Consider the following 11,727-nt stretch of genomic DNA (forward strand, 5'->3'; position numbering starts at 1 on the left):
ATGGCAACACACACTTTTGGGAAAGCTATCTCCATACCCGCGTCGGGTCACATGCAATTCGCCCCCTTAACCTCGGGTTGAGCAGTAGGAGTCCTAAAACATGAAAATTCAAAACGCAATTGAAACCAAACTGAACGAGGCGTTCGATGCGCGCTTTCTTCAGGTGGAGAACGAGAGCCACAAGCACAGTGTGCCGCCGAATTCTGAAACTCATTTCAAGGTGACGCTGGTGTCACCGGAGTTTGAGGGGCAGATGAGGGTGCGGCGGCATCAGGCGATTTATAAGGTGCTGGCCGAGGAACTGGAGGGGGAGGTGCATGCGTTGGCGCTGCATCTGTATTCTCCAGAGGAGTGGGAGGCGTCCGGGCAGGTGGCGCCGGAGTCTCCGAATTGTATGGGCGGGTCCAAGAAGGGTCCGGCGATGGCGGCACGATCCGCTCAGGGAGAGGGTTAATGAGTCAGTTTTTCCAGATCCATCCGGAGACGCCGCAGAAGCGTCTGATTAACCAGGCGGTGGATATCCTTCGCCGCGGGGGGGTGATTGTGTACCCCACGGATTCCGCCTATGCCATTGGTTGCCACCTCGGTGACAAGCAGGCGGCGGACCGGATCAAGCGGATTCGCAGGCTGGATGACAAGCACAATTTCACGCTGGTGTGCCGGGATCTTTCCGATATTGGCGTGTATGCCAAGGTAGACAACACCCAGTACCGGTTGCTGAAGAATTTCACGCCGGGGCCCTACACCTTCATTCTGGATGCCACCAGTGAGGTGCCGCGCCGGTTGCTTCATCCCAAGCGGCGGACTGTCGGTGTGCGGGTGCCGGACAATGCCATTGTTCAGGAGTTGCTGGGTGAGCTCGGTGAGCCGATTATGAGCAGCACGCTGATCCTGCCCGGTGAGACAGAGCCGATGACCGATCCCTACGACATCCGGGATACCCTGGAGCATGAGCTGGATCTGATTATTGACGGCGGGTTCTGCGGCATGGAGGCAACCACGGTGGTGGACTTCACCGGCGAAGCGCCGGTGGTGACCCGGGTTGGCAAAGGGGATCCGGCGCCTTTCGAAGTTTGATTACCCGGATGGGGCGCTGTCGGCCATCCTATGCCCGGGCGTTCAGGTTGAAAGCGTACGCCCGAGTATTGCCCGCCGCTTCTATCTGCCCGGCGCCCACCGAGCGCCGCAGGGTATCGTACCGGTGAACCAGGTCCTGAAGGCCGTTGAACTGCTGGTTTTCACTGATCAGTGTGTCCAGTAGCGGGTTGTTGACCCCGTAGGCCTGGTTCAGCTTGAGCGCGTTGTCCATGAAATCAAGCGTCGGTTCGTTGACGCTCAGGCGATTGAACGCTTCCTTGAAGTTTTTGTTCACGTTCAGGTCTTTTTCAATCAGTGCCCGGGTTTTGTCTGCAATTTTTCCTTCCACGGCAACGCTGCCGTTTTCATATTTGCTTACGTTGAGCGCGGTTGCCGGGTGCAGGTTGTATTCGGCAAGTTTATGCCGAAGTGTCTCCCGCACGAAGGCAAGATCCTGCCCCACGGTTTGTTTGTAGTCGGCCATGGCGAGCCGGCGGGCCTTCAGGCGGCCGAGGTCGGTCTGACTGTTGTCCGAGGGTGTGAAGCGGTCATCACCGGCGGTCGGCTCGGCTTCTACGGTTTTTGTTTGGGCCTTGGCCGCTGCGGTTTCCGGGCCTGTGGCCGGTGTCTGGCGCTTTTCCATGGCCTGCTGGAACTGGGTGCTTGCCCGGATCAGTGAAGTCAGTAGGGACATGGATGGTTTTCCTCCTTCGGCTTGCCCGAGAGCGGTTGCCGAACAGTCAGTGCTTGAGATTTCTGGTACTTACCACTGGTTCCTGCAGCTTTCAGGCCAACTCCACCGAACTTTCCCCGGTTTGCTTTTTCCATGCAGGGAGTGTCATTGACCTCTCCCCGATCTGACCCAAGTCAGGAAAAAAATGACACATATCTATAAAGTCCGGCGACAGTTGGCCGTTATTTTATCCAGTCAAACCAATTTTCAAGCCGCCCGCAGAGCGGTTCCTGAGTCGGGTTATCATGAAAAAACACTACTCCATTCGATTCCTGTTACTCGTTGCCCTGGCGACGGCTTTCTCGCTGGTACTTGTGTTTACCGTGCTCTATAGCGCGAATTCACAGCGTGCCCATGTTGAAGAGTTCAGCCACAAGTATGTCGACGGGCTGGCCAAGTCCTATTTCGACGGGCTGAACACCATGATGATCACCGGCACCATTGGCAACCGGGATGTGCTTCGGGAAAAGGTGAAGGCCCCCGAGGATGTTCTGGATGTGCGGGTGATTCGAAGTGATCTGCTGAACCGGGTCTTTGGTACCGGCAAGGAGTCCGAACAGAAACGGGAGCCCCTGGACAGGAAAGCGCTGTCCGGCGAGCGGGTGGAGGCTTATTCCAAAAATGAGGAGGGCCGGGTCTACACCCTGATTGAGCCGGTGATTGCCCGGGAGAACTATCAGGGCGTTAACTGCCTGGGTTGCCACCAGGCCAGGGAAGGGGACGTACTTGGCGCTATCCGGGTGGATTATTCCCTGGCGGGAAGCGATGCCCGTTTGCACCAACAGCTGCTCACCAGTGGTGGCATCCAGGTGGCCATATTCGTCGCCGTGTTTTTCCTGACGGCAGCGGCCTTGGGCCGGCTGGTGTTTTCCCGTCTGCGCCGGCTCCACGACAGGATGGACGAGATCTCCCGCAATTCCGACCTGACCATTGAGCTGGAAGTAACCCGTAATGACGAAATTGGCTCTGTCTCCCGCGCGTTTAACCGGATGATGGCGAAGATCAGGGAGAGCATGAACACCGTGATGGACAACGCCGAGCAAGTGGAGCAGGCGGCCCGCAGTATTGCTGGCAAGGCGGACACCACCGAGCGCGAGGTGCTGGCCCAGCGGGACAACACCGACCAGGTGGCCAGCGCCACCACGGAAATGGCGGCTTCCGCCGTGCAGGTCCGGGAAAACGCCATTCACACCACCCGTAAATCGGCGGACACAGCAGAATCCGCCACTAAGGGTGAGAGCCTCGCCCGCAACGCGGTGGAAGGCATCGGGGCGCTGAACAGCGAAGTACAGAGCGGCGCACAACGCATCGAACAGCTGGATCAGCGCACTAGTCAGATGTCGGATATGCTGGAGGTAATCTCCAACATTGCCGACCAGACCAACCTGCTGGCGCTGAACGCCGCCATTGAGGCCGCGCGGGCCGGTGAGCAGGGCCGTGGCTTCTCGGTGGTCGCCGATGAAGTGCGCGCACTTGCCTCACGCACCCAGGATTCCACCGAGGAAATCCGTAACACCATCAATGGGCTTAAGGGCGAAGTGGTGGACTGCGTGGCCACCATGCGACACGCCTCGGAGATGGCGGAACAGCAGGTATCCGCGATTCTCAAGGTGGAATCCGAGCTACAGGCCATTGCGGCGGCGGTGCGCCAGATTACCGATCTCAACCAGGAAATGGAAAGCGCTGCCAATGAGCAGAGCGAGGTTGCCGAATCCATCAATCACAACGTAATCGAAATCAGCCGTTCGGCGGAGCAGACCTCCGGCGACGCCAAGGAGACGGCCCGCATTGCGGGAGACTTGCTCTCCATGGCGGAAAACCTGCGAAAAACCATCGAGCAGTTCCGGCTTAACCAGGGCGGTCGCCATAAACCGGCGCGTTAACAGTTACCACGCCAGCCAGATAACGTGACGAGCGCCCTTGCCAGGGCGCAAAGCCCGCACCGTAACCGGCTCCACGGAAAACCCGGCGCGGCGCAGCCTCTCGGTAAATGCGTGCTCCGGGCCGGCGGACCAGTAAGCCAGGATGCCCTCGGGGCGCAGGGATTTCTGGGCCGCGGCAATACCATCCGGGGAGTAAATCCAGTTGTTCTCCTTGCGGGTCATCCCTTCCGGGCCGTTGTCGACATCCAGCAGGATGGCATCCCATTCGCCATCGCTGCTTCTAAGCAATTCCGCCACATCACCAACATGAACGCTGGCCCTGGGATCGTTCAACGGGTTCCTGGCAGCAGCGCCCAGCGGCCCCCGGTTCCACACTTCAACTTCGGGAACCAGTTCAGCCACCGTTACCTGCGCATCCTCGCCCAGTGCTGACAGCGCTGCGGCCAGAGTAAACCCCATTCCCAGCCCGCCAATCAGTACCCGGGGGGAGGGTTGATCTGCAATCCGCTCGCATGCCAGCGTGGCGAGCGCATCTTCCGAGCCGTGTATCCGGCTGTTCATCAACTCACCGGTAGTGCCGGCAATCTTGATAGAGAACTCATCGTTGCGCTGAAGCAGGCGTAATCGGGTTCCCTTGCCGGGAATGATTGCGGTGCCGATTTCGGTGAAGCGGGCCATTTGGGGTTCCGTTTGGTGGGTCGGACTCGCATCTTAACTTAGAGAATCCAAAAAAACGGAATACAACGATGAACATTCTTACGATTTATCGGATGATCCAGGGCAAAAGGACTATCTGGCGAAACACTGATGGACAGAAAACTTTAATCAGCCAGCGATGCGACGACGAAGTAGGTTTCAGGACTTCCTCTACTTCGTCAGCGCTCGCTGTGGATTAGAAGTTGTAACCCAGACCCACCGTATAAGCCCAGGCTCCGTCGTCCTGGAAGGCATCCGATGCGTCGTTGGTGTCGCTGAAGAAGAACTGGTATTCGGCTCGGGCGAGGAAATAGGTCTTCGTCCGCACGTAGTACTTTATTCCCGTTTCCAGGCCGGCGAAGGCGCTGTCCTTGACGCCATCGCCGTAGATCCCGCCGAGACTGCCGCCGACAAAGGGGCGCGCGCGATCAGCGAGAAACTGATAGTTGAAGTAACCACGGGTTGAGCCGTTCCAGAAATCATCCTTGACACTTTCTCCTTCGATGCTGGCGTAATTGATGCTTTGCCGGGCACCGGCAACCATGTTATCCCGCAAATACCAGCCCAGATCGCCGGTCACGCCGAAGCTGCCGCTGTTGAAATCCCGGTCGTTACTGCCTGTGCCGGAGAGGGAGAATTCGCGGTCGCCTTCATTCGGGCCGAACTCTGGGGATTGTGCGGATGCTGCCATAGGCAGGGTACCCAGAAAACAGAGTGTGATTGCCGCAGTGTAGACTCTGATCATGAGAAGCTCCTTACTTGCATTTTTCAGATTGCATTTCCGAAATGCGCTATTACGTGCTCGGCCCGGACCCGTTACGCAGCAGATGCCAAGGCAGTCAGCGGACGCCAGCACAGGCTCTCAGGATCAGTGTTTGACCGCTCGTCTGTCTGTTCGCAAGCACACACAGGAGGCTGAAAAGGGGATTTAAGGAGGGAGGAGAGTCGATACTTCTGGTCGGCTTAATCACACGAACTGTGTTGACGACATCCAGTGTTGATGCGGCAAGCGGATTGGTTTATGCCCGGCGTGCCTACACCGGAAAGTTTCCCCGGAAACGCCCGACAGGGGATTATTTATGGCATCAAAGAAGTAAGTCAACGTTACCGTGTTTGCTCCAAGAGCATTTGGCGATGGTTCGAGAAGGTCGCTTTCCGAAGCCGGTCCTGCTGTCCCCAAGAACCGCGCGGTGGCGTGAAGAGGGCCCCACTGAATTCTGTCCCTTAATAGACTTTATGAGATTAAAAGTCTAATATGAGACTGTTGATGCGCATAAAGCGGGGTTAGTATGATGAGTGCGATTGCAGAGAAAAAATCACTCGCTGAAGCCCGTCGCATGGGTGTCAGTGGCCTAAAAACTGCGTTCAACATTCTCGATAAATGGGGATGTGGTGCCGAACAGATGCAGGCTATTCTGAGGCTCCCGAAGGCAACCTTTTACAAGTACCGGAACGATCCCGAGAGCGCCCGTCTGGACCGGGATCAGGTCACGCGCATCAGCTACCTGCTGAACATGCATCAGGCCCTGCGGATTGTGTTTGAAAATCCGGAGAACGTGTATGGATTCATGCGAAAGAGGAACCACAACCCCTATTTCCATGGTAGGGCTCCGCTGGAGGTGATCGAAAGCGGAGATTTTGCAGCGCTATACGAGACGTTCAGGCGCATTGACGCCCTGCGTGGTGGTCTCTGGTGATGGAGTTGAACCTCCCGGTCATAACGGTTCCGAAAACAAAGGGCTTTCGCCTGGTCAACTCCAAGCTTCCTCCCATTGATATATTCAACGATGTGGCCGATCCCGATGAGTTTCAGGATCTTTTCGACCTGCAGGCCATGACAAACCCTCGCCTCAAGCAGGAAGTCGGTGACCTCAATTACATCGACCTGGAGGAAATTCCCTGGGGCATTCCCGGTTGTCCCTATGCTGCGTCGCCCTTTACCCATGTTTCCCCGGACGGAAGTCGGTTCAGTAACGGCGAGTACGGAATGTTGTATATCGGCGACACCATGGAGACAGCGCTCGCTGAGGTTGAATATCACCAGGGCCGATACCTGGCGAATATCGAGGACCTGAAATTCGACCGAATGATCTTCCGTGGCCTCGCCTGCACGTTTACCGGGGGCGTAATTCATGATGCCACCGCGTTGGCGGCGACCCACGGGATATACCAACCTGACGACTATTCCGCGTCTCGTGTGTTGGGTGCGCACCTTCGTGCTGGCGATTCTGAGGGAATCCAGTACTGGTCAGTGCGAAATTCCGGTGCCACTTGCTGGGGGTTATTTACACCAAGACACGTTCATTCGGTTGTACAGGCTGCGCATTTCGAATTCATCGTGTGTGGCGGGGAGATCGTAGACAGAAATAAAGTTCTCGGTATATGAGTTTTTCCAAAAACGCTAAAAAATTAACCTAAGCCCGGCCTCCAGTTACAGAGATACGGGGGGCACTCTGGACTAAGTGTATGTGGCGGGATGGAGCGGCATCTTAGCCTGCCCGCACCAATTACGGGTACCGGGCCGATGCTCGCCGGCATTTATTCTCTGGGGGGCTCATGCGGGCAGGCTTCACGTGGAATGGGTGGCAACCTTCAGCGGTTTACGCGGTGTCTTGGCAGTTTTCATACAAGGCTCACGTTTTCGCTCGCCATAAACCGTTAACGTTTGCGGGTTGTGAAAACCAGATCAAACGTTGTCAGGGAAGAATTCCATGATCACTCATCTCAAACCCGAATTTCGAAAGGCTTGGTTGCTTGCTGTTTTACTTTTGCTTGGCTCACTGCTCGCCGGATGTATGCCGGGTACAATTGAAACTGCCGCAGGCACCGCTTTCATCTGGGATCAGAAACAGGACTACAAACACAAGGGTGAAGTAGACCGTGCTGTCGACAGGTATGTGAGAGACCACGCCGAATCGCCTTGCAAGTATGGGGAGGACCGGGTGATGACCTCGGCGGTCGAAATTCTTAAAAAATACAGGCTTACAGGCCTGAAAGAGGTTTACAAAAGGCTTGAGGGCATCTATGAAGACGAGAGTCAGCCGGATAACGTTCGGGCTGGTGCTCTGTATAACATGGCGGTTTTGCAATCACGCAGGCATGCACCCAAAAAAATACTGGCCAGGGAGTTCTTCAAGCGGCTTTACATCGAGTTTCCCAACGAGTACCGCTGTATTTTTAAAGCAACGGAATGGCGGGATTCCATGATTGAACAACAGTTACTGCTGCCGGACGAAACCGTGGAGTCGTTTCTGCGTGAGGCCGCGGAAGATATCGAGAAAAGAAAAGGAGTGCAGTGACCGGTTGCGGCCCTGTGAGAAGAAGGCCTGCTCGCCAGTGCCCATCCAGAAACACGCGTTTTCAACCAGTTTGGCTCATCCCTGGATGTCGGTTTTGCTTTTTGCCAGCAGCCGACTGATCACATGCACGCCATCATTCAGCAACTGGCTGTCACTGGGCTGAGCAGTAGGGCTGGCCACCACGGTACTGTCGATGCGCAGCTTATCCAGAGAAGCCACCCCCGTGTCCCGCGGGCGTCCAATCTGGGCAAGGCAAAGAACTGGCGTCCTGCCAGCCCTCTGCAGGCTGTCTCTATTACAGCATTTTTTTCAGCTGTCCGTAATCTCCGCCGGTACGGAGCACCAGGGTGATGTCGTTGTCATTCCGGTTTCTGAAGAACCAGCCATGGTTGCCGGTAAAAGCGGCTTCCAGTTTGCCTTCGTCTTCCGGCACGCCCCGGCCTTTCTCGTATGAAATTGACTGGCCGCCCCCATCGCCATGGGTGTCGTAGTTGATGGGGCCACCCTCGGATGCCCAAGAGAACCGAGCCACGGCACTTTCTTCCATGGTGAGCTTGAACTCAGTACCTTCGCCAGGCGTGAGAACCACGCGCACTTCATCCTGCCACTGCGGTTCCGCAGGTACTGCTTCTGATGCTGTTTGCGCCTCGAGGGGCGCAGTTTCTGGCTCCAGGTTCGAGGCTGCTTCCTGGGTGGGTTCTTTAGCTACAGGTTGTGCTACTTCTGCTGCTGCCTGCTGATCGCCTGAGGATTGAACGGCAACCATCTGGGCGGCCTCGTCAGCGGCGGCCTCTTCGGCGAGCTGTTCCTTGATCTCGCCCATCTCGGTCAATCCCAGCAGTTGGCCCGCTCCGGTCGGGTCCAGGGCGTACTCGGCGGGCATTACCACAGTAACCAGCAGAACCAGTGCCACAATGGCAGCGATGATGGTTGATCGAATCAGTTTGGCGGCGCTGGGCAATTCTTCACGGCTTGGTGTATCGGTGTTGTACATACTGAATCTCCAGAATTAGGCGGCAAAATAACCGGTGAGCTGATAGCCAAAGAGCAGGAAACCTGCGCTCATCATGGCCGCGTTGGCGGTGTAGGCGTGGCGGAAAAAGCCGTCGGTTTTACGCCAGAAGCTGATGCCGATCAGGATCATGGCCAGGGCGATGAGTTGTCCGATTTCCACGCCTACGTTGAAGGCGAGGAGGTTCGGGATTAGCCCATCCGGTGAGATGTCGTATTCGATGATCTTGGTGGACAGGCCAAAGCCATGGAAGAAACCGAAAATGAGCGTGGCCGCCTTGGTGTTAGGCTGAAATCCAAACCAGCGCTGATAAGCACCAATATTGTCCAGTGCCTTGTACACGATGGAGAGACCGATAATTGCATCAATGATGTAGCTGTTGATGCCCACGTTGAAATACACCCCCAGCAGCATCGTGGTGGAATGCCCCAGGGCAAACAGGCTCACGTAGATCGCGATGTGCTTCATTTGGTAGAGGAAGAAGATCACACCCAGCAGGAACAGCAGGTGGTCATAACCGGTGACCATGTGTTTGGCCCCGAGGTAGGTGAACGCAATGAGGTTTACACCGGTAATTTCCTGAATGTACCCCTTATCGCCCTGGGCGACAGAATGGGCCAGCACATCGGTACTCAGGCCCAGCAAGCCCAGTGTCAGAAATATCCAGAAGAGACGACTGCCTGCGCCCGTCGAGGACATAATACGGCAACCGCCAAGCAAACTTGACAACATAAAGACTCCAATCGAATTTATTTCCGTGGGCCGCCTAAGCGGCAAGAATCAAGCAGGAAGGAGTGCTTTTGGAGGGCGTTCGAGCCGATAGCGCAAGCTGCGGGGGGAATCACCGGCAAAGGGCACCTGTTGCCGGAGAACGGTAAGGCTTTGGGAAACCAGGGGAACCCTTAGCTGGTCCACTGTCTCGTGGGTGTGATTTCCCGCATCGTGGTGCAGTGAGACCTCTGGTTCTTCGTCAAAATCATGGCTGTGCCCATGCCCACCATGACTGTCTGAATGGCCGCTGAGTCGTGATTCCCAATCACTTGCCAACTCAGCCACGCCGTGAGAGAACACCTCGCCAATCACCGACAGTGACAGGCCCGCCAATGCGAACAGCATGACGAGCGTCGGAAGCAGTTTTCTTTGGTGAATGGCCGAAATCATCAGTTTGTTGCGTCGAGTCGGTTGTTGGATTTCAGCGAAAACAAAGGATAACATCCCCCCGTGGGGGATAGGAATTAAACATGGTAAATGATCATACGCATCAATCGCACTCGAACATCATCAAACGCCTGAAGCGGGCCAGCGGCCATCTTGAAAGCGTGATTGGCATGATTGATCAGGGAAAACCCTGCCTGGAACTGGCGCAGCAGCTTCACGCTGTGGAAAAGGCCATTCAGCAAGCCAAGCGCGTACTGGTACAGGACCACATTGAGCATTGCCTGGACGATGCCATCGGGCCGCTGGAGCCGGACCAGCAGCGGCGCGTCGATGAATTCAAGGCAATCGCCCGGTATCTTTGATTCCATCACTGTTGCTTCTCTGTGTTACTCACACCGCAAAGGTTCCACCGTCACGTGGACCAGGGAGTGGCAGCGGGCCTGAATGCGTTCCTTGTAGACTGTGGGCGACTCGGGCTGGTGGGAGACCACTGAGACAATAGCCGCATGAATGTTTGGGCCAATCGCCCACACATGCAGATCACTGACTTTGGCATCGTCGTCTTCCACTGCCAGTTTGACGGTTTCCTCCATGTCTTGATGTTGCTCATCGAGGAGCACTTTTGACGTGTCTTTCAACAGGTGCCAGGACCAGCGTGTTACCAGAATGGCACCGATAATACCCATCATCGGGTCCATCCAGTTCCATCCCGCATATTTACCGGCTACAAGGGCAACAATGGCCAGGACTGAGGTCAGGGCATCGGCAAGCACATGAAGGTAGGCCGCCCGGCGGTTGTGGTCATGGTGGTGATGGCCGTGATCATGCCCGTGACTGTGGCCATGGTCATGCCCCGCATCCCCCAGTATCCAGGCTGACACCCCATTGACCACGAGGCCGATGATGGCCACGAAAATTGCACCATCGAAGGAAATGGGGACTGGCTGGATAAAACGCCCAACGCTCTCGATGACCATGTAGAGAGCAAAGACAGCCAGTAGAATCGCACCGGTAAAGCCGCCCAGCGCATTGACCTTCCCCGTACCAAAAGAGAACCGAGCGTTGCCTGCATTTTTCCTGGCGTACGCATACGCGAAGGCGGCAATGCCCAGAGCCACCGCGTGCGATCCCATGTGCAGGCCATCGGCCAGCAAGGCCATTGAGCCGTAAACGATCCCTGCCAGGATTTCCCAGGCCATCATCGCCAACGTCAGGCCCACCACGATGAGTGTTCGGATTTCGCCAGAGCGCTTCAGATCCTGACCGAAGATGTGATTATGTTGCCAATGGTCGAGTCGTTCGTGGTGCATAACAGTATTCCTGGCAAGGATGACGAATAGTGAGCCTGAGGGCCAAGATCGAGCTTTTGACACATCCCCCCAAGGGGGATAGCATGAGAATGCTACTGTAGTCAGATGACTACCACAACCTTTCAGTCCTGACCATGTCACTGGAGAGGCGATGCTTGAGATCCTAAAACACCGAACCTATCGCCATTTGTTCCTGGTCCAGGTGGTTGCATTGCTGGGTACGGGGCCGACGTCATCAACTTAAGCCCCGGACAAGCCAAAAGCCAGCCCTGGCAGCCTGTCGGACGTCATGGGCAGGGGATAAACAGCGTCACCGGGGTGATGTGGCAACGGTCAGCGCCGGATGAGGCGATCTGCAGGGTTTGCTTGAGGCGCAGGTAGTCGGTTTCGATGCCCCAGCGACGGTGGTAAAGCGGGGCAAAGTCGGCGGCGGGGAAGGCCTGTGCATCCCGCAGGGAGGTGGCGAGGACTTCGGTGGTACCCCCGGCAGGACTCGAACCTGCTACCTTCCCCTTAGGAGGGGGACGCTCTATCCAGATGAGCTACGGGGGCATTATCG

General features: G+C 56.3%; 14 protein-coding genes, 1 tRNA gene and 1 pseudogene. 7 read left to right on the forward strand and 9 right to left on the reverse strand.

Features of this window, described 5'->3' with window-relative positions; translation table 11 throughout:
- The first annotated feature begins 100 nt into the window (after positions 1 to 100).
- Entirely contained in the window at positions 101 to 454 is a 354-nt protein-coding gene (locus NLK58_RS20275; RefSeq protein WP_117620087.1) for a BolA family transcriptional regulator, read from the forward strand.
- Positions 454 to 1,077, forward strand: coding sequence for an L-threonylcarbamoyladenylate synthase (locus NLK58_RS20280; protein WP_117620088.1), 624 nt, complete (start codon positions 454 to 456; stop codon positions 1,075 to 1,077). Before NLK58_RS20275 ends, NLK58_RS20280 begins: the two co-directional genes overlap by 1 nt.
- Positions 1,078 to 1,105: 28 nt before the next feature.
- Here NLK58_RS20280 and NLK58_RS20285 read toward each other — a convergent pair whose 3' ends face one another.
- Complete coding sequence (locus NLK58_RS20285; RefSeq protein WP_117620089.1) at positions 1,106 to 1,771, reverse strand: hypothetical protein; 666 nt, start codon at positions 1,769 to 1,771, stop codon at positions 1,106 to 1,108.
- A 284-nt stretch (positions 1,772 to 2,055) separates the two neighbouring features.
- On the opposite strand from NLK58_RS20285, the gene NLK58_RS20290 reads away from it, so the two are divergent.
- Positions 2,056 to 3,693, forward strand: coding sequence for a methyl-accepting chemotaxis protein (locus NLK58_RS20290; protein WP_117620090.1), 1,638 nt, complete (start codon positions 2,056 to 2,058; stop codon positions 3,691 to 3,693).
- A 3-nt stretch (positions 3,694 to 3,696) separates the two neighbouring features.
- Here the strand turns inward: NLK58_RS20290 and NLK58_RS20295 are convergent, their stop codons facing one another.
- Entirely contained in the window at positions 3,697 to 4,371 is a 675-nt protein-coding gene (locus NLK58_RS20295) for a spermidine synthase (RefSeq protein ID WP_117620091.1), read from the reverse strand.
- 214 nt (positions 4,372 to 4,585) lie between these two features.
- On the reverse strand, positions 4,586 to 5,134 hold the full coding sequence (locus NLK58_RS20300) for a hypothetical protein (protein ID WP_205422239.1): 549 nt from the start codon (positions 5,132 to 5,134) through the stop codon (positions 4,586 to 4,588).
- A gap of 547 nt (positions 5,135 to 5,681) precedes the next feature.
- On the opposite strand from NLK58_RS20300, the gene NLK58_RS20305 reads away from it, so the two are divergent.
- From NLK58_RS20305 to NLK58_RS20315, 3 genes are all read left to right on the forward strand, one after another.
- A complete protein-coding gene (locus tag NLK58_RS20305; protein ID WP_376788101.1) occupies positions 5,682 to 6,086 on the forward strand; it encodes an antitoxin Xre-like helix-turn-helix domain-containing protein in 405 nt (134 codons plus the stop codon).
- Positions 6,086 to 6,775: an RES family NAD+ phosphorylase gene (locus NLK58_RS20310; RefSeq protein ID WP_341582833.1), complete on the forward strand. Its 690-nt coding sequence runs from the start codon at positions 6,086 to 6,088 to the stop codon at positions 6,773 to 6,775. Before NLK58_RS20305 ends, NLK58_RS20310 begins: the two co-directional genes overlap by 1 nt.
- Before the next feature lie 325 nt (positions 6,776 to 7,100).
- Positions 7,101 to 7,688, forward strand: a complete 588-nt coding sequence (locus tag NLK58_RS20315; protein ID WP_341581617.1) for a hypothetical protein — start codon at positions 7,101 to 7,103, stop codon at positions 7,686 to 7,688.
- A gap of 87 nt (positions 7,689 to 7,775) precedes the next feature.
- On the opposite strand, the pseudogene NLK58_RS20320 reads toward NLK58_RS20315, so the two are convergent.
- From NLK58_RS20320 to NLK58_RS20335, 4 genes and pseudogenes are all read right to left on the reverse strand, one after another.
- A pseudogene (locus tag NLK58_RS20320) lies at positions 7,776 to 7,916 on the reverse strand (ISNCY family transposase); the annotation flags it as partial.
- Between the two features lie 67 nt (positions 7,917 to 7,983).
- A complete protein-coding gene (locus NLK58_RS20325; RefSeq protein WP_341581618.1) occupies positions 7,984 to 8,682 on the reverse strand; it encodes a hypothetical protein in 699 nt (232 codons plus the stop codon).
- Positions 8,683 to 8,697: 15 nt separating this feature from the next.
- Positions 8,698 to 9,432: a HupE/UreJ family protein gene (locus NLK58_RS20330; protein ID WP_376788059.1), complete on the reverse strand. Its 735-nt coding sequence runs from the start codon at positions 9,430 to 9,432 to the stop codon at positions 8,698 to 8,700.
- 48 nt (positions 9,433 to 9,480) lie between these two features.
- Positions 9,481 to 9,861: a hypothetical protein gene (locus NLK58_RS20335; RefSeq protein WP_341581619.1), complete on the reverse strand. Its 381-nt coding sequence runs from the start codon at positions 9,859 to 9,861 to the stop codon at positions 9,481 to 9,483.
- An 80-nt stretch (positions 9,862 to 9,941) separates the two neighbouring features.
- Here NLK58_RS20335 and NLK58_RS20340 point away from each other — a divergent pair, with 80 nt between their 5' ends.
- On the forward strand, positions 9,942 to 10,220 hold the full coding sequence (locus tag NLK58_RS20340) for a metal-sensing transcriptional repressor (RefSeq protein ID WP_117620096.1): 279 nt from the start codon (positions 9,942 to 9,944) through the stop codon (positions 10,218 to 10,220).
- Positions 10,221 to 10,244: 24 nt separating this feature from the next.
- Here NLK58_RS20340 and dmeF read toward each other — a convergent pair whose 3' ends face one another.
- Positions 10,245 to 11,168 (reverse strand): CDF family Co(II)/Ni(II) efflux transporter DmeF, encoded by a 924-nt coding sequence (gene dmeF / locus NLK58_RS20345; protein WP_341581620.1) that lies wholly within the window; start codon positions 11,166 to 11,168, stop codon positions 10,245 to 10,247.
- Positions 11,169 to 11,643: 475 nt separating this feature from the next.
- Positions 11,644 to 11,720, reverse strand: a tRNA-Arg gene (locus tag NLK58_RS20350).
- Positions 11,721 to 11,727: the final 7 nt, after the last annotated feature.

This window comes from Marinobacter metalliresistant, from assembly GCF_038098645.1.
Lineage (GTDB): Bacteria > Pseudomonadota > Gammaproteobacteria > Pseudomonadales > Oleiphilaceae > Marinobacter > Marinobacter metalliresistant.